This window comes from Klebsiella michiganensis (genome assembly GCF_002925905.1).
GTDB classification, from domain to species: domain Bacteria; phylum Pseudomonadota; class Gammaproteobacteria; order Enterobacterales; family Enterobacteriaceae; genus Klebsiella; species Klebsiella michiganensis.
The window spans coordinates 303832-322435 of the sequence record NZ_PRDB01000004.1 but is presented as its reverse complement, the minus strand read 5'-3'; the positions used below and the strand labels follow the sequence as shown (position 1 = coordinate 322435).

General features: G+C 55.7%; 14 protein-coding genes and 1 pseudogene. 7 read left to right on the top strand and 8 right to left on the bottom strand.

What is annotated here, in order from left to right:
- Positions 1 to 13: 13 nt before the first annotated feature.
- The 8 genes and pseudogenes from prmA to acuI form a co-directional block, all read right to left on the bottom strand.
- Positions 14 to 895, bottom strand: coding sequence for a 50S ribosomal protein L11 methyltransferase (gene prmA / locus CDA56_RS12470; RefSeq protein ID WP_014227021.1), 882 nt, complete (start codon positions 893 to 895; stop codon positions 14 to 16).
- An 11-nt stretch (positions 896 to 906) separates the two neighbouring features.
- Positions 907 to 2358 carry a sodium/pantothenate symporter gene (panF, locus tag CDA56_RS12465; RefSeq protein WP_032751512.1) on the bottom strand — a complete coding sequence of 484 codons (1452 nt, stop codon included), beginning with the start codon at positions 2356 to 2358 and terminating at the stop codon, positions 907 to 909.
- Entirely contained in the window at positions 2348 to 2590 is a 243-nt protein-coding gene (locus CDA56_RS12460) for a YhdT family protein (protein WP_064358922.1), read from the bottom strand. The genes panF and CDA56_RS12460 overlap by 11 nt, the downstream gene beginning before the upstream one ends.
- 110 nt (positions 2591 to 2700) lie before the next feature.
- The gene (accC, locus tag CDA56_RS12455; protein WP_004125846.1) at positions 2701 to 4050 is read right to left on the bottom strand and encodes an acetyl-CoA carboxylase biotin carboxylase subunit; all 1350 of its coding nucleotides are present in this window, start codon (positions 4048 to 4050) and stop codon (positions 2701 to 2703) included.
- A gap of 10 nt (positions 4051 to 4060) precedes the next feature.
- Entirely contained in the window at positions 4061 to 4534 is a 474-nt protein-coding gene (accB, locus tag CDA56_RS12450; RefSeq protein WP_004125844.1) for an acetyl-CoA carboxylase biotin carboxyl carrier protein, read from the bottom strand.
- 393 nt (positions 4535 to 4927) lie between these two features.
- Positions 4928 to 5526 (bottom strand): annotated as a pseudogene (gene msrQ, locus CDA56_RS12435) (protein-methionine-sulfoxide reductase heme-binding subunit MsrQ).
- Entirely contained in the window at positions 5526 to 6527 is a 1002-nt protein-coding gene (msrP, locus tag CDA56_RS12430) for a protein-methionine-sulfoxide reductase catalytic subunit MsrP (protein ID WP_102803994.1), read from the bottom strand. Before msrP ends, msrQ begins: the two are co-directional and overlap by 1 nt.
- A 77-nt stretch (positions 6528 to 6604) precedes the next feature.
- A complete protein-coding gene (gene acuI / locus CDA56_RS12425; RefSeq protein ID WP_048263765.1) occupies positions 6605 to 7579 on the bottom strand; it encodes an acrylyl-CoA reductase (NADPH) in 975 nt (324 codons plus the stop codon).
- Positions 7580 to 7798: 219 nt separating this feature from the next.
- On the opposite strand from acuI, the gene csrD reads away from it, so the two are divergent.
- The 7 genes from csrD to yhdP all read left to right on the top strand — a co-directional run bounded on the left by csrD (position 7799) and on the right by yhdP (position 18571).
- Positions 7799 to 9739, top strand: a complete 1941-nt coding sequence (csrD, locus tag CDA56_RS12420) for an RNase E specificity factor CsrD (RefSeq protein WP_103815442.1) — start codon at positions 7799 to 7801, stop codon at positions 9737 to 9739.
- A 305-nt stretch (positions 9740 to 10044) separates the two neighbouring features.
- The gene (gene mreB, locus CDA56_RS12415; RefSeq protein ID WP_002918653.1) at positions 10045 to 11088 is read left to right on the top strand and encodes a rod shape-determining protein MreB; all 1044 of its coding nucleotides are present in this window, start codon (positions 10045 to 10047) and stop codon (positions 11086 to 11088) included.
- Positions 11089 to 11158: 70 nt separating this feature from the next.
- Positions 11159 to 12145, top strand: a complete 987-nt coding sequence (gene mreC, locus CDA56_RS12410; RefSeq protein WP_004106252.1) for a rod shape-determining protein MreC — start codon at positions 11159 to 11161, stop codon at positions 12143 to 12145.
- On the top strand, positions 12145 to 12633 hold the full coding sequence (mreD, locus tag CDA56_RS12405; protein ID WP_004125830.1) for a rod shape-determining protein MreD: 489 nt from the start codon (positions 12145 to 12147) through the stop codon (positions 12631 to 12633). Before mreC ends, mreD begins: the two co-directional genes overlap by 1 nt.
- A 7-nt stretch (positions 12634 to 12640) precedes the next feature.
- Positions 12641 to 13222, top strand: coding sequence for a Maf family protein (locus CDA56_RS12400; RefSeq protein WP_014839653.1), 582 nt, complete (start codon positions 12641 to 12643; stop codon positions 13220 to 13222).
- Between the two features lie 2 nt (positions 13223 to 13224).
- Positions 13225 to 14694 (top strand): ribonuclease G, encoded by a 1470-nt coding sequence (gene rng, locus CDA56_RS12395; RefSeq protein ID WP_004125826.1) that lies wholly within the window; start codon positions 13225 to 13227, stop codon positions 14692 to 14694.
- 79 nt (positions 14695 to 14773) lie between these two features.
- A complete protein-coding gene (yhdP, locus tag CDA56_RS12390; RefSeq protein WP_009651883.1) occupies positions 14774 to 18571 on the top strand; it encodes an AsmA2 domain-containing protein YhdP in 3798 nt (1265 codons plus the stop codon).
- Positions 18572 to 18604 lie beyond the last annotated feature (33 nt).

The following is an 18604-nucleotide window of genomic DNA, read 5'->3' as shown; positions in this document are numbered from 1 at the left end:
GGCCACAGGGAGATTACTTTTTATAACCGGTGATCCGGCACCACTCCTCTTTCTCCACGACGGGATCGAGGTTAAAGAGATCGGCGTACGCTTCACAAACGCTTTCCGCCTGGCTGGCAAGGATGCCGGAAAGCCCCAGCAGACCGCCTGTAACCGGCAGCACGCTGATAAGCGGAGCCAGTTCGCGTAATGGGCCTGCCAGAATGTTTGCGACCACCACATCGGCTTTCATCGCCTCTGGCTGATCTTTAGGCAGATAGAGTTCCAGGCGTTCAGAAACCCCGTTACGCTCGGCATTATCGCGGCTGGCCTGAATGGCCTGCGGGTCGATATCAATACCGATAGCTTTCGCGGCGCCCAGCTTTAATGCCGCAATGGCCAGAATGCCTGAGCCGCAGCCAAAATCGATAATCGTTTTGCCCGCGAGATCGAGGCCATCCAGCCACTGCAGGCACATTGCCGTGGTGGGATGTGTACCGGTACCAAACGCCAGGCCCGGGTCGAGCATCACGTTAACGGCGTTTTCATCCGGCACATCGCGCCAGCTCGGGCAGATCCACAGGCGTTTACCGAAGCACATAGGGTGGAAGTTATCCATCCATTCGCGCTCCCAGTCCTTGTCTTCCAGTTGTTCGATTTTATGCACGAAACCGGCGCCCAGCAGCGGATTCTGCTCCAGCATCGCAATCACTTCTTTCATATCGGTCTCGGCGTCAAACAGGCCGATAACGTCAGTATCGCCCCACAGACGGGTTTCGCCCGGCAGAGGTTCGAATACCGGCGTGTCGTGCGTATCCTGGAAAGTAATGGAAACGGAACCCGCTTCCATTAACGCATCGCTCAGCTCTTCCGCGTTCGCGCCGGTAGTGTTCAGTTTCAGTTGGATCCATGGCATGGCAAAACTCTTTATTTATCAGTAGTCAATACGGCGGCTTGCGGGGCGGAGGTACCGAACCGGTTTCCGACCAGGAAAGCCAATAAGCTTAACAGCAACGCGGGCACTATCGGATGGAAGCCCAGGTACTGCAGATTAAAAGTGGCGAGTATGGCATAGAGTACGCCGCCGACGATCATCGCGCTCAACGCCCCTTTCGCGTTCGCGCGTTCCCAGTACAGGCCCAGCACCAGCGGCCATAAGAACACGGCCTCCAGGCCGCCGAACGCCAGCAGGTTGAGCCAGATAATCATCTCAGGCGGACGCCAGGCTGCCAGCAGCAGTAAAGCGCCCAGCAGCAAGGTGATCGTTGCCGACATCCGCTTCAACCGGGCTTCATTTGTTATCTGCTCGGGGCGCAGATTCAGATACAGATCTTTAATGATCGTAGCGGAACTTTGCAGCAGCTGGGCGTTGATCGTCGACATAATGGCGGCCATCGGCGCGGCGAGGAAGATCCCGGCGGCAAAGGGCGGCAAGACTTTCACCATGAGCGTCGGGATGACCAGATCCGGCACCGTCAGATCCGGGATCACCGCCCGGCCTAACGCACCCGCAAGATGCATCCCAAACATCAGGATCGCCACCACGATGGTGCCAATGATAATTCCCCGGTGCACCGCTTTGCTGTCTTTATAGGAGATGCAGCGAACGGCGGTGTGCGGGAGGCCAATCACCCCGAAGCAGACCAGCACCCAGAAGGAGGTCATAAAGGTGGGGGAAAGAATGTCATCAGCCCCCTGCGGGGAAACCAGCTTAGGATCGATGGTTTGCAGGGTTTCTACCGCATTATGTAGCCCGCCCGCCGCATGAACGACGCCAACCAGCAGGACGATAGTGCCGACCAGCATCACCATTCCCTGGAGCGTGTCGTTGAGGACGCTGGCACGAAAACCGCCGAACGCGGTATAGAGCGCGATACTCACGCCAAAAATCAGCAGACCGGTTTCGTAGGGAATACCCGCTGCGGTTTCCAGCAACCGCGCCCCGCCGATGAACTGCACCGTCATTGCCCCGACAAACGCCACCAGAAGGCTCAGGCTCGCGAGCCAGACCAGCAGACGGCTTTGGTAGCGGGCAAAGAGCATATCGTTCAGGGTTACGGCATTATAGCGGCGCGCCAGAATGGCGAATTTCTTACCCAAAATCCCCAAAGAAAGCCAGATCGCCGGAAGTTGGATCATCGCCAGAAGCACCCAGCCGAGGCCATATTTATAGGCCGCGCCGGGGCCGCCTATAAACGAACTGGCGCTGATATAGGTAGCGGTAAGCGTCATGGCTAATACAATGCCGCCCATCGAGCGGCTGCCGAGAAAATATTCGTTCAGGAAGGAACCCGTTGCGCGCTTACGCATTGCATAGATGGAGAGAGCAAACACCACCAGCAGGTAGGCGATAAGCGGCAGTATGACTTCAAGCTGCATCGTCATCCTCCAGAGGAATATCGCGATAGATAACTTTTACCATCGCCCAGCACAGCAGAATAAACACCAGCGGTACCAGCAGGCAGGCCATTTCGAACCAGTACGGCAGGCCGGTTAGGCCAATACCGACACCCGGCAGATAGGCGGCAGCCAGCCAGGCCGCAAGATAGAGAAGGGTTAGCCACAGCGCCCAGCGCGCCTCTTTATGGGCCTGAACAAAGCGTTTGTCCATTTTTTGTCCCTTGAGGATAAAGAAAGCGGGGATTGTACCGCATGGAAAAGAGGAGAGGAGAGAAAAAGAAAAAAGGCCGGATTATCCGGCCTTTTGCAGCGATGGCAGAATTACTTCTCCTGCAATCCGAGTTTTTTCTCCAGATAGTGGATATTGGTGCCACCATTCTGGAAATGCTCGTCGTTCATGATGCGAATCTGCAGATCAACGTTGGTTTTGATGCCATCGATAATCAGCTCCTGCAGCGCATTTTTCATGCGGGCAATCGCGACATCACGGTTTTCGCCATAGCAGATCAGCTTACCGATCATTGAGTCATAGTACGGAGGCACGGTGTAGCCCGCGTAGATATGAGACTCCCAGCGCACGCCAAAACCGCCCGGCGCGTGGAAGCGGGTAATTTTACCCGGGCTCGGCAGGAAGGTGTTCGGGTCTTCGGCGTTGATACGGCATTCCACCGCATGGCCTTTAACCACAACTTCTTCCTGCTTGATGGACAGCGGCTGGCCGGCTGCGATGCGCAGCTGCTCTTTAATCAGGTCGACGCCGGTGATCATTTCGGTTACCGGGTGTTCAACCTGAATACGGGTGTTCATTTCGATGAAATAGAACTCGCCGTTTTCGAACAGGAACTCAAAAGTACCCGCGCCGCGATAGCCGATATCGACGCACGCTTTGGAGCAACGCTCGCCGATATAGCGACGCAGTTCCGGCGTAATGCCCGGCGCTGGCGCCTCTTCGACCACTTTCTGGTGACGACGCTGCATGGAGCAGTCGCGCTCAGCCAGATAGATAGCGTTACCCTGACCGTCAGCCAGTACCTGGATCTCGATGTGACGAGGATTCTCCAGGTATTTCTCCATATACACCATGTCGTTGTTAAACGCGGCTTTGGCTTCCGCTTTGGTCATGGAGATGGATTGCGCCAGCTCAGCATCGCTGCGCACAACGCGCATACCGCGACCGCCGCCGCCGCCGGAGGCTTTGATAATCACCGGGTAGCCAATGCGTTTTGCATGGGCGCGGTTAACGTCCATATCTTCGCCCAGCGGGCCATCAGAGCCCGGTACGGTCGGAACGCCCGCTTTCTTCATCGCGGTGATCGCAGACACTTTGTCGCCCATCAGGCGGATTGTGTCAGCTTTCGGGCCGATAAAGATAAAGCCGGAACGCTCAACCTGCTCAGCGAAGTTTGCGTTTTCGGACAAAAATCCGTAACCCGGGTGAATAGCCACCGCGCCGGTGATTTCAGCAGCGCTGATAATCGCCGGGATATTGAGGTAGCTTTTTACGGACGGAGCCGGGCCGATACAGACCGTCTCATCCGCTAACAATACGTGTTTTAAATCGCGATCCGCCGTTGAGTGCACAGCAACGGTCTTGATGCCCAGTTCTTTACAGGCACGCAGGATACGCAATGCAATCTCGCCGCGGTTGGCGATAACAATTTTATCCAGCATGTTCGCCTCGTTATTCGATGACGACCAGTGGCTCGTCAAATTCTACCGGTTGACCACTTTCGACCAGAATGGCTTTCACCACGCCGGATTTATCGGCTTCGATCTGGTTCATCATTTTCATGGCTTCAACGATGCACAGGGTATCGCCCGCGTTAACTTTCTGACCGATTTCGATGAAGGCTTTCGCGTCCGGGCTCGGGGTGCGGTAGAAAGTACCAACCATTGGGGAACGTACGATGTGGCCACTGATTTCCGCTGCCGCAGGGGCTTCCATTGCTGGCGTTGCCGCAGAGGCGACTGCGTTAGACAGCGCTGGCTGTTGCTGCATCATCGGTGCGGCGTAAGCCTGTTGCATCACCGGGAAACCTGCGTTTGGCGCGGCACGGCTGATGCGTACAGACTCTTCGCCTTCAGAAATTTCCAGTTCGGAGATGCCTGATTCTTCAACCAGCTCGATCAGTTTTTTAATCTTACGAATATCCATGAGTGGGTTCCGTACTCTTTGTTTAGTGTGATTGTGACAGGCGTGTTAGCACCGTCTGTAAAGCATATGAATTACTGCTGTTGCAAGACGCCGCGCTTCTTCAGAAGCCGACAGGTTAAGCCTCCGATGCTCGAAAGCAAAAAACGAAACTTATCGGCCAATATGCGGCTATCTTCTGCCATTCTCGGGTAAAAAACAAAATATACCTTCGATGCGCGATTGTCACCTTTTCGGGACTCAAAAAGCCCGTCAGGAAAACCAAAGTCGCACATTATAACGATTTCGTAGCATTTGGCAGCTAAATACTGGTCTTATCAGGGAAGATTATCAACCGCTATCGTGTAAAGAGTGGCGGTTGATAAAAGAACTGCGGGAAACTGCACATATCCGGAATTAGCGCCACCACTGGCGGAACTTCTTATATCGCCATGCTAAAAGCAGGATCGCCAGCAGCGCATAAATGAGCGGTTGGGGGATAAAATCTTCACCGACCACAGGTAGTGAATGGGGGCGAGGATCGCGACAACATAGACGAAGTTATGCAATGTTTGCCAGCGACGACCCAATCTTCGCTGCATCGCTTGCGTTGACGTCGCCGCCAGCGCCAGCAGAATCAGCCAGCTGATTAACCCCAGCGTCAGATAAGGGCGGGTGAGGACTTCTGTACCCAATAGCGCCAGATTGTTAATCCCAAGTTCGAGCAGCGTATAGCTGGTCAAATGCAGCGTAGCCCAGGCAAAGCACCATAAACCAAGTAAGCGCCGGGTGCGTATCAATAACAGCTGTTTAGCGTAGCGCGCCAGCGGCGAAACAAGCAAGGTAGCCAGCAGGAATTTAAGAGCCATCCTACCGGTAAAGTGCTGGATATCCTTTGCCGGGTCGGCGCTGAAATACCCCTGATGTCCGGCCCAGAAGAGCCAGACAAAAGGCAAAAATCCGGCCAGATGGAGAAACACTTTCAGCCAGGTAATCTGCTTTACAGTCAGGCGCACTAGTAATTCTCCCGCAAATTCAGGCCCCGGTAGAGCGAAGCCACTTCGTCAGCATAGCCGTTGAAGAGCAGTGTTGGCTGGCGTTTGACGTCGAGTACGCCGCCTGCGCCGATAAAGCGCTCAGTTGCCTGCGACCAGCGGGGGTGATCGACGTGCGGATTGACGTTGGCGTAGAAGCCATACTCCTCAGGTCCGGCGAGGTTCCAGGTCGTGGGGGGACGTTCACGCGTCAGTTCGATACTGACGATAGACTTAATCCCTTTGAAACCGTACTTCCAGGGCACGGTGAGTCGGACCGGCGCACCGTTTTGCGGAGGTAGCGCTTTGCCATACACGCCTACGCTAAGCAGCGTCAGAGGATGCATGGCCTCGTCAAGCCGCAGCCCTTCGACATAGGGATACGCCAGCCCGCCGCCGATAAAACGGTCTTTTTGACCCGGCATCTGCTCAGGCGCATAAAGCGTTTTAAACGCGACGTAGTGCGCATTGCTGGTGGGCTCGACCAGCGATAACAATTTATGCAGCGGGAAGCCGACCCAGGGAATCACCATCGACCAGGCTTCGACGCAGCGCATCCGGTAAATTCGCTCTTCCAGCGGAAATCGGCTGGTCAGGTCGTCATGATCGAGCGTAAGGGGTTTTGCCACTTCGCCGCCAATCGTCAGCGTCCAGGGATCAGTGCGCAGGCTTCCGGCATTGGCCGCCGGATCGGCTTTATCCAGGCCGAACTCATAAAAGTTGTTGTAGCCTGATACCTTATCTTCCGGCGTGAGCGTGAGAGTGTTTTGCCATTGCGCCGGTTTATCGAACGTCAGCGCTTTACCTGCCGGCGCCGGCGGGCGGTCGTTGCCTTTAAACCAATCCAGCAGGTCAGCTTGCGCGGAGGGTGAGAGGGAAAGGGCGGTGGCGCTAATTCCCAACATTTTCAGGATCTGGCGACGCTGCAGCATAAAAACGGATTCTGCCGTTACGTCGGCTTCCGTCAGTTTTTTGGATTTCATGGCATCCTCCGTCGTGCGTTTTTCTTAGCATGACGGAGGCGGAGCGTTATTGCGAATATGTCACGAAAAATTGCAGATTAGGCGATTTTAACCAGCGTGCGCCCCTGAATCTTATTGGTCATGATCTTATCGGCAAATTCAGGGGCTTCGGCGAGGGAGATTTCCGTCGCGCTTTGCGCATAGAAGGATTCCGGCAGATCGCGCACCAGACGCTGCCAGGCCTCGGCCCGGCGCGCGGCTGGCGTCATTACCGAATCAACGCCCTGCAGGCGCACGTTACGCAGAATAAACGGCATCACGGTCGTGGGCAGGGCAAAGCCGCCTGCCAGACCGCAGGCCGCCACGCAGCCGCCGTAGTTCATCTGCGCCAGCACTTTTGCCAGCACCTTATCGCCAACGGTATCAACGGCACCGGCCCACAGCTGTTTTTCCAGCGGGCGGGTTTCGGCGAACTCATCGCGGCTAAGAATGCGCTGCGCGCCGAGGTTTTTAAGATATTCATGGGTGCTTTCGCGCCCGGAAACCGCCGCCACCTTGTACCCGAGATGATGCAGCAAAGCGACCGCGGTGCTGCCGACGCCGCCGCTGGCCCCGGTGACCACGACTTCGCCATCTTCCGGACTAACCCCGGCGTCTTCCAGCGCCATCACGCACAGCATCGCGGTGAAACCAGCGGTCCCAATGACCATGGCTTTACGACCATCCAGGCCTTGCGGCATCGCCACCAGCCAGTCGCCTTTAACGCGAGCGCGCTCCGCCAGTCCGCCCCAGTGGTTTTCCCCCACGCCCCATCCGGTCAGCAGGACTTGCTGGCCGGCGTGGAAACGCGGATCCTCGCTGCTGTGGACAAAACCAGCAAAATCGATGCCAGGAATCATCGGAAAGTTGCGGATAATTTTTCCTTTACCGGTGATGGCCAGCGCATCTTTATAGTTAAGGCTGGACCAGTGGATATCCACTGTCACATCCCCCTGCGGCAGCTGGCTGGCGTCAATGGTTTGCACCGAAGAGAGAGTTTTGCCATCCTGCTGTTCTAAGATTAAAGCCTGCATGCGCCGGTCCTCATAGGTTGGATGATTGGAAAATTTTTTCTGCAGACTATACTCGCTAACGGCATTATTACACCGATGTAACGCAATAAATTGCCAGATGCGCCAGCTTTGATAGTATGCGTCGCTCTTTAGAAAGTTAGTGCTTACTTTAGTTTAGGCGCCAGCACAGGAGCCCGGATGTTTATCGGGTAGTCATTCACACGCGGAGTTAACACAGGGATGCGATTAACGACGAAATTCTCAGCGTTTGTCACGTTACTCACCAGCCTGACGATCTTTGTCACGCTGATTGGCGCTTCGCTGAGTTTTTACAACGGCATTCAGCTAAAAATGACCAACCGCGTTCAGGCGGTGGCGACCATGCTGGATAACCGTCTGGTCTCTATGTCTTTTGACCAGATTGAACCGCAGATGGATGAGCTGATGACGCCGATCGACGCGACGCGCGTTGACTTTCAGCTTAATGGCAAATCGGTCTATAGCCATTCCCGCACCGATAACTATCGTCCTTTAGGTAGCAGCAATCAGTTTCGCGATATCACGGTACCGTCGCTCAAGCAGCCCGGTATGGCAATCCATCTGGTGTACCTGGATCCGATGGCCAATTACTTCCGTTCACTGCACATCACCGCGCCGCTCTCCATCGCCATTGGTTTTATGGTGCTGATTATCTTTTTTTCCGTACGCTGGATCCGTCGCCAGCTGGCGGGCCAGGAGCTACTGGAACTCCGCACTGCGCGTATTCTTAATGGCGAACGCGGACCGCAGGTGCGAGGGTCGGTACACGAGTGGCCAGCGAATACCAGTAGCGCGCTGGATATGCTGCTATCCGAACTTCAGTTCGCCAGCGATCAGCGAAGCCGTATGGATACTCTGATCCGTTCCTATGTCGCGCAGGATTCAAAAACCGGGCTGAGTAACCGATTATTTTTTGATAATCAGCTGTCGACGCTGCTTGAAGATCAGGAGAAAGTGGGGTCATACGGCATCGTAATGATGATCCGCCTGCCGGATTTCGACCTGCTGCGCGATAACTGGGGACGCGCAGCGACCGAAGAGCACTACTTTACGCTGATCAATATGCTTTCCACTTTTATTATGCGCTACCCTGGCGCACTGCTGGCTCGCTACCACCGCAGCGATTTTGCCGTCCTGCTTCCGCATCGCACGTTGAAAGAGGCGGACAGCATTGCCGGGTTACTCCTGAAAGCCATGGATGCCCTGCCGCCGACGCGAATTCTCGATCGTGACGATATGATGCATATCGGGATCTGCGCTTTCCGCAGCGGACAAACGGCGGCCCAGGTAATGGGGCATGCGGAAGCGGCCACGCGTAATGCGGTGCTGCAGGGCAGCAACAGCTGGGCCGTCTATGACGATTCTCTGCCGGAGAAAGGGCGTGGCAACGTGCGCTGGCGTACGCTTATCGAGCAAATGCTTAGCCGCGGCGGCCCGCGACTTTACCAGAAACCCGCCGTCACTCGTGATGGTCGCGTACATCATCGTGAGCTAATGTGCCGTCTTTATGATGGTAAGGAAGAGGTGATTGCGGCCGAATATATGCCGATGGTGCTGCAGTTTGGCCTGGCGGAGGAGTATGACCGTTTGCAAATTACGCGATTTCTGCCGTTTTTAGGCTTTTGGCCGGAAGAAAACCTCGCGCTGCAGGTGACGGTCGAGTCCTTGATCCGCCCTCGATTCCAGCGCTGGCTGCGCGATACTTTGATGCAATGCGAAAAATCGCACCGTCGACGTATTATTTTTGAACTTGCAGAGGCGGATGTTTGTCAATATATCGGCCGCCTGCAGCCGGTTATGCGGTTGGTTAACGCTTTAGGTATTCGAATTGCCGTGGTTCAGGCCGGTTTGACGCTGGTTGGAACCAGCTGGATCAAGCAGCTCGATGTTGAAGTGATTAAGCTGCATTCGGGGTTATCGCGCAATATAGAAAAACGCAGTGAAAATCAGCTGCTGGTGCAGAGCCTGGTAGAAGCCTGTAAAGGAATGCCGGTTCAGGTTTTCGCAACCGGCGTACTCAGCCGAAGCGAGTGGCAGGTGCTGTCTCAATGCGGTGTTACCGGTGGCCAGGGGGAATTTTTTGCCGCCTCACAGCCACTTGACACAAATGTGAAAAAATATTCGCAAAGATACTCTGTTTGATCTGCCGTTTAGCGTGATTTCACGTAGAATAATGCGCGCCATAGTGATGGGGGTGTGCTTGTCTACCTGCCGGATTGTCGCAATGTAAATGCCAGTGAATGACCTTTGACAGGTTGCAGATTCAAGCGCGGAGCGCTGCTGAAGATTTCTGCGTTGGACGGACTCAGTCAAATTTGTAACAAAGGTAACGAACTGCACTAATTTTCACCGCAGCAGATGATTTTTGCGCCTTGTCGCTGCTGCGCGTGGTTGGTAAAGTAAGCGGATTTTGTTTTCCGCCCCAGCTTTCAGGATTATCCCTTAGTATGTTAAAAAAATTTCGTGGCATGTTTTCCAATGACCTGTCCATTGACCTGGGTACCGCGAATACCCTGATTTATGTAAAAGGACAAGGCATCGTATTGAATGAGCCTTCCGTTGTGGCCATTCGTCAGGATCGTGCCGGATCGCCGAAAAGCGTCGCCGCTGTGGGTCATGAAGCGAAGCAGATGCTTGGGCGTACACCGGGCAACATTGCAGCTATTCGCCCAATGAAAGACGGCGTTATCGCCGACTTCTTCGTTACCGAAAAAATGCTCCAGCACTTTATTAAACAGGTGCACAGCAATAGCTTTATGCGTCCGAGTCCGCGCGTGCTGGTCTGCGTGCCGGTTGGTGCGACCCAGGTTGAACGTCGCGCGATTCGTGAGTCCGCACAGGGCGCTGGCGCCCGTGAAGTCTTCCTGATTGAAGAGCCGATGGCGGCTGCGATCGGCGCAGGCCTGCCGGTCTCCGAAGCAACCGGTTCAATGGTTGTGGACATCGGCGGCGGTACCACTGAAGTGGCGGTCATCTCCCTTAACGGCGTGGTTTACTCCTCTTCTGTCCGTATCGGCGGCGACCGTTTTGACGAAGCCGTCATTAATTATGTCCGTCGTAACTATGGCTCCCTGATCGGCGAAGCGACCGCAGAACGCATTAAGCATGAAATCGGCTCCGCTTATCCGGGTGATGAAGTCCGCGAAATCGAAGTTCGCGGGCGTAACCTTGCTGAAGGCGTTCCGCGCGGCTTTACTCTGAACTCCAACGAAATCCTCGAAGCGCTGCAGGAACCGTTGACCGGTATCGTCAGCGCGGTGATGGTCGCGCTGGAACAGTGCCCACCGGAGCTGGCTTCCGATATCTCCGAACGCGGGATGGTTCTGACCGGCGGCGGTGCTCTGCTTCGCAACCTTGACCGTCTGTTAATGGAAGAGACAGGAATCCCTGTCGTAGTTGCAGAAGATCCACTGACCTGCGTCGCTCGTGGCGGCGGTAAGGCACTGGAAATGATCGATATGCACGGCGGCGACTTGTTCAGCGAAGAGTAGTCAGCCTGAGATCCGGGTAGCTGGCCTACGGCTGCCCCGATCTTAACTGACACGAGAATACGCATAGCCTATGAAGCCAATTTTTAGCCGTGGCCCGTCGCTACAGATTCGCCTTATTCTGGCGGTTTTGGTGGCGCTTGGCGTGATAATCGCCGACAGCCGCCTGGGTACGTTCAGCCAAATTCGAACGTATATGGATACAGCCGTCAGCCCTTTCTACTTTGTCTCTAATGGTCCCCGGGAGCTGCTGGATAGCGTTTCGCAAACGCTGGCCACCCGCGATCAGCTCGAACTGGAAAATCGCGCGCTGCGTCAGGAGTTGCTGCTCAAGAACAGCGACTTACTGATGCTGGGTCAGTACAAACAGGAGAACGCGCGTCTGCGCGAGCTGCTGGGCTCTCCGCTGCGCCAGGACGAGCAAAAAATGGTGACCCAGGTCATCTCAACGGTTAACGACCCCTATAGCGATCAGGTGGTTATCGATAAAGGCAGCGTTAACGGCGTCTATGAAGGCCAGCCGGTTATCAGCGATAAAGGCGTTGTGGGTCAGGTGGTCGCGGTCGCGAAACTGACCAGCCGCGTGCTGCTGATTTGCGATGCCACGCATGCGTTACCGATTCAGGTACTGCGTAACGATATTCGCGTCATTGCCGCAGGCAACGGTTGTACTGACGATTTACAGCTGGAACATCTGCCGGCCAATACCGATATTCGCGTCGGCGACGTGCTGGTCACTTCGGGTCTCGGCGGCCGCTTCCCTGAAGGGTATCCGGTCGGGGTGGTTTCGTCCGTTAAGCTGGATACGCAGCGTGCGTATACGGTGATTCAGGCGCGTCCGACTGCCGGTCTGCAGCGCTTGCGTTATCTGCTGCTGCTGTGGGGAGCCGATCGCAACGGCGCGAATCCGATGACGCCGGAAGAGGTTCATCGCGTAGCGAATGAACGCCTGATGCAGATGATGCCGCAGGTTCTGCCTGCGCCGGATGCGATGGGGCCGCAGATGCCCGCGCCGGCAACCGGTATGCCACAGCAGCCTCTGCCAGCAGGAGGGCAATAGTGGCAAGTTACCGTAGCCAGGGACGCTGGGTTATCTGGCTCTCGTTTCTTATCGCACTATTGCTGCAGATTATGCCCTGGCCGGCGGACATTAGCGTCTACCGGCCAAACTGGGTATTGCTTATCCTGTTGTACTGGATCCTCGCGCTACCCCACCGGGTTAACGTTGGCACAGGCTTTGTGATGGGCGCGATCCTCGATCTCATCAGCGGGTCGACGCTTGGCGTTCGCGCACTATCATTAAGTATTGTGGCTTATCTGGTTGCGCTGAAGTATCAACTGTTCCGCAACCTGGCGCTTTGGCAACAGGCGCTGGTGGTGGTCATGTTATCCCTCTCCGTGGATATCATTGTTTTCTGGGCAGAGTTTTTAGTGATCAACGTCTCTTTCCGTCCGGAAGTGTTCTGGAGTAGTGTAGTAAACGGTGTGCTCTGGCCATGGATTTTCCTGCTGATGCGTAAAGTGCGCCAGCAGTTTGCGGTGCAATAAGGTTGATATGACGACTCTGTATCTTGCTTCAGGTTCTCCGCGTCGGCAGGAACTGCTGACACAGCTTGGCCTCGCTTTTGAGCGCGTGGTTCCCGGTATTGAGGAACAGCGCCGCCCGCAGGAGAGCGCCCAGCAGTATGTGGTCCGGCTGGCGCGCGAAAAGGCCCAGGCTGGCGTCGCGCTGGCACCGCGCGATCTCCCGGTTTTAGGCGCGGATACCATTGTCATCCTTAACGGTGAAGTGCTGGAAAAACCGCGCGATGGCGGGCACGCCGCCGAGATGCTACGCATGCTTTCCGGAAAGACTCATCAGGTGATGACCGCCGTGGCGCTGGCTGATAAGCGGCAGACGCTGGATTGTCTGGTGGTCACGGAGGTCACTTTCCGCGTGCTCTCAGGGCAGGATATCGCCGATTATGTCGCCAGCGGCGAACCTTTAGATAAAGCAGGTGCATACGGTATTCAGGGGTTGGGTGGCTGTTTCGTCAGGAAGATAAATGGCAGCTATCACGCCGTCGTTGGCTTACCGCTGGTGGAAACGTATGAGTTGCTAAGTAACTTTAACTCACTGCGTGAAGAAAAGGGATAAAGATGACTGCTGAATTATTAGTTAACGTAACGCCATCAGAAACGCGCGTCGCTTACATTGATGGCGGTATTCTTCAGGAAATTCATATTGAGCGTGAAGCGCGACGCGGAATAGTAGGCAATATCTACAAGGGTCGTGTCAGTCGGGTGCTGCCGGGAATGCAGGCGGCTTTTGTAGATATTGGCCTGGATAAGGCCGCGTTTCTGCACGCTTCCGATATTATGCCGCACACCGAGTGCGTGGCGGGCGAAGAGCAAAAGCAGTTCGCCGTCCGCGATATCTCAGAGCTGGTGCGTCAGGGGCAGGATTTAATGGTGCAGGTGGTGAAAGATCCCCTCGGCACCAAAGGCGCCCGCCTGACCACCGATATCACCATTCCCTCTCGCTATCTGGTCTTTATGCCCGGCGCTTCGCACGTCGGCGTCTCTCAGCGTATTGAAAGCGAAGCGGAACGTGAACGCCTGAAAAAAGTGGTCTCTGAATACTGTGACGAGCAGGGCGGATTCATTATCCGTACCGCGGCGGAAGGCGTTCATGAGCAGGAGATGGCAGCAGATGCCGCCTATCTCAAGCGCGTCTGGACAAAAGTGATGGAACGCAAAAAGCGCCAGCAGACCCGATATCAAATGTACGGCGAACTGGCGCTGGCGCAGCGCGTGCTGCGTGATTTCGCCGATGCGCATCTTGACCGGATTCGCGTTGACTCTCGTCTGACTTACGAATCGCTGCTGGAGTTTACCGCCGAATATATTCCGGAGATGACCAGCAAGCTGGAGCACTACAGCGGCCGTCAGCCGATTTTCGATCTCTTTGACGTGGAAAATGAAATCCAGCGCGCTCTGGAACGCAAAGTTGAGCTGAAATCAGGTGGTTATCTGATCATTGACCAAACGGAAGCGATGACCACCGTTGATATCAACACCGGGGCATTCGTCGGTCACCGTAATCTTGACGATACTATCTTTAATACCAATATTGAGGCGACCCAGGCGATTGCCCGCCAGCTGCGGCTGCGCAATCTCGGTGGGATTATCATCATCGATTTCATTGATATGAACAATGAAGATCACCGCCGTCGGGTGCTGCACTCTCTTGAGCAGGCGCTGAGCAAAGACCGGGTTAAAACCAGCATCAACGGCTTCTCCCAGCTTGGGCTGGTAGAGATGACCCGCAAGCGTACTCGCGAAAGCGTGGAGCATGTGCTGTGTAATGAGTGCCCTACCTGCCACGGTCGCGGTACGGTGAAAACGGTGGAAACGGTGTGCTATGAAATCATGCGCGAAATCGTGCGCGTGCACCATGCCTACGATTCCGACCGGTTCCTGGTCTATGCTTCTCCTGCGGTAGCGGAAACGCTGAAAGGGGAAGAGTCGCACGCGCTGGCAGAAGTCGAGATCTTTGTCGGTAAGCAGGTCAAAGTGCAAATTGAACCGCTCTATAATCAAGAGCAGTTTGATGTAGTAATGATGTAATCATCCGTTTTGCTTGCTGATGTCGGGATAAAGAGGCGGGCAAAAGGATGACGCGTAACAGGCTGACAAGGAGAGATGCGTGAGGCGACTGCCCGGGATATTACTGCTCACCGTGGCAACATTGATTGTTGTCGTCGCACTGCTGGTGAGCGGTCTGCGTCTCGTTCTGCCGCAGTTAAACAGCTGGCGTCCGCAGGTGCTGGAAAAAGTCTCCGCGATGGCCGGCGTACCGGTCGATGCTTCAAATATTGTCGCCAGCTGGCAGACTTTTGGCCCGACGCTTGATGTCCGCGATGTTAAGGCCGGCCTGAATGATGGCGGCGAGCTTTCCGCTAAACGCGTCACCCTGGCGCTCGACGTCTGGCAAAGCCTGCTGCATATGCGCTGGCAGTTTCGCGATCTGACCTTCTGGCAGCTGCAGGTTCATACCAATACCCCCATTCAAACGAATAATAGCGGTGAAGGGCTGAAAACCGACCGTATCAGCGATCTTTTCCTCCGCCAGTTCGATCACTTTATTCTTCGCGATAGCCATCTGAGCTTTCTGACCATCTCCGGCCAGCGTGCGGAGCTCACCATTCCGCAGCTTACCTGGCTGAACGGTAAAAATCGCCATCGCGCGGAGGGGCAGCTTAGTCTCAGCAGCCTGACCGGCCAGCACGGCGTGATGCAGGTGCGAATGGACCTGCGCGATGAAGACGGCCTGCTCAATAAGGGGCGCGTCTGGCTTCAGGCGGATGATATCGACGTTAAGCCGTGGCTTGGGCGCTGGATGCAGGACAACATCGCCCTGCAGAGCGCGCGGTTTAGCCTGGAAGGCTGGATGACTATCGACAAAGGCGATGTCGCCAGCGGCGATGTATGGCTTAAAAAAGGCGGCGCCAGCTGGCAGGGCGATAAAGAGAAGCACCATCTGTCGGTTGATAATCTGACGGCTCACATCTATCGCGATAATCAAAGCTGGGGCTTTCACATCCCTGATACGCGCATCTCGATGGATGACAAACCCTGGCCGCGCGGCGCGCTGTCGATGGCGTGGATCCCGGCTCAGGATGTGGGCGGAAAAAATGGTCAACGCAGCGATGAGCTGCGCATTCGCGCCAGCAACCTTAACCTTAGCGGTCTGACCGGGCTGCAGCCGATGGCGGATAAACTGGCTCCGTCGCTGGGCGAAATCTGGCGTACGACGCAGCCGGACGGCAAAATCAATCTTCTGGCGCTGGATATTCCACTGCAAATGGCGGAAAAAACGCGCTTCCGGGCGGACTGGAGCGACATGTCCTGGAAGCAGTGGAAGCTGCTGCCAGGGGCTGAGCATTTCTCCGGCAACATTGCCGGGAGCGTAGAAAACGGTACTCTGCATGCCAGCATGACGCAGGCGAAAATGCCCTATGAAACGGTCTTTCGTGCGCCGCTGGAGATCGCCAAAGGCGATGCGACCCTCAGTTGGGTGAAGAATGACAAGGGTTTTATGCTCGATGGTCGCGATATTGATGTACAGGCTACCGGCGTTCGCGCTCGCGGTGGGTTCCGCTATCTGCAGCCGCAGGGCGACGAACCCTGGCTCGGTATTCTGGCCGGTATCAGTACCAACGATGGCGGACAGGCCTGGCGCTACTTCCCGGAAAATCTGATGGGCAAAGCGCTGGTGGATTACCTCAGCGGAGCCATTAAAGGCGGTCAGGCCACCGATGCTACGCTGGCTTATGGCGGTAACCCGCATCTTTTCCCGTACAAGCATAATGAGGGGCAATTCCAGGTCACGGTGCCGCTCAAGAACGCCACCTTTGCCTTTCAGCCTGACTGGCCCGCGCTTACCGGGCTTAATATCGACCTTAACTTTATCAATGATGGGCTATGGATGAAGGCCGATAAGGCGATGCTCGGCAACGTGACCGCCAGCAATCTCGATGCGGTGATTCCCGACTATTCGCGAGAAAAGCTGCTGATTGATGCCGACGTTAACGGCCCGGGTAAAGAGGTTGGCCCTTATTTTAACGAGACGCCGCTGAAAGAGACGCTGGGCGCGGCGCTGGATGAGCTCCAGCTGGACGGTAATGTTAGCGCTCGCTTACATCTTGATATCCCCCTGGATGGCGAGATGACCACCGCTAAAGGTGATGTCCGGTTGAACAATAACAGCTTGTTTATCAAGCCTATCGATACCACATTGCAGAACCTGAGCGGTAAATTCAGCTTTGTAAACGGCGACCTGAAAAGCGAACCGATGAGCGCGAGCTGGTTTAATCAGCCGCTGAATCTTGATTTCTCGACCACCGAAGGCGCGAAAGCATTTCTCGTGAACGTCGGGATGAACGCCAGCTGGCAGCCTGCGCGTACCGGTTTATTGCCGAAATCCCTGGACGGCACCCTGAGCGGCAGCGTGCCCTGGGACGGAAAAGTCGCGATTGAGCTTCCGTATCGCGGTAGCGCGGCCTATAAGGTTGACCTCAACGCTGACCTGAAGAGTGTAAGTAGTCACTTACCTGCACCGTTAGATAAGCAGGCCGGGGAGCCGTTGCCGGTAAAAATTAAGGTCGATGGCGGCTTAAGCAGTTTTAATCTGGCCGGCTCCATGGGGGCGAAGAACCATATTAATAGCCGCTGGCTGCTGGGTCATAAGCTGACCCTGGACCGCGCTATTTTAACCACGGACAGTAAAGCCGTTTCTCCGCTTCCCGAGCAGCCAGGCGTGGAGCTGAATATGCCGCCGATGGATGGCGCGCAGTGGCTGGCGCTGTTCCAGGGCGGAGCGGCGAATGACGTCAGCAGTAATCTCGTCTTCCCGGAGCAGGTCACGCTGCGAACGCCAGCGTTAACGATGGCGGGGCAGAGCTGGAATAACGTTAGCCTTGTCTCCCGGCCCGATGCCGGGGGAACGAAGATCGAAGCCCAGGGGCGTGAAGTCAACGCAACCCTGACGATGCGGAAGAACGCCCCGTGGCTGGCGGCCATTCGCTATCTCTACTACAACCCAACGGCGGCGAAAAGCCGCGGTACAGAAAAAAGCAGCGCCCCGCTGGCCGATACCAACATTGATTTCCACGGCTGGCCGGACCTTCAGCTTCGCTGCGCCGAGTGCTGGCTGTGGGGGCAAAAATATGGCCGTATCGAAGGGGATTTTGATATTCGCGGCGATACCCTGACGCTGGCGAACGGACTGGTCGATACCGGTTTTGGCCGTCTGACGACCGATGGCGTATGGGTGAGCGCGCCGGCGGGCGTACGAACCTCTTTGAAAGGTAAGCTGCACGGCAATAAAACCGACGATTTCGTGAACTTCTTCGGCGTCTCCACGCCGGTAAAAGGTTCGTCGTTTGATATTGATTATGACCTGCACTGGCGTGCGCCGCCGTGGCAGCCAGACGTTGCCTCGCTTAACGGGATCCTCAAAAGCCGTCTTGGAAAAGGCGAATTTACCGACCTCAGCACCGGTCATGCCGGCCAGCTTCTGCGTTTGTTGAGCGTTGACGCGCTGCTGCGCAAGCTGCGCTTCGACTTTAGCGATACGTTCAGCGAAGGGTTCTACTTTGATTCCATTCGCAGTACGGCGTGGATTAAAGACGGCGTTCTGCATACCGACGATACGCTGGTCGATGGTCTGGAAGCGGATATCGCCATGAAGGGGTCGGTGGATCTCGTGCGTCGTCAGCTGGATATGCAGGCCGTGGTCGCGCCGGAGATTTCTGCGACCGTGGGCGTCGCCGCGGCCTTTGCCGTTAACCCGATTATCGGCGCCGCGGTCTTTGCTGCCAGTAAGGTACTGGGGCCGCTGTGGAACAAGGTCTCTATTTTGCGCTATCGCATCACCGGTCCTATCGATCAGCCGCAAATTAACGAAGTGCTGCGCCAGGCGCGGAGCGACAAAAAGCAATGATTTGACGATTGTGCGTAATTACCGCACTCTCAA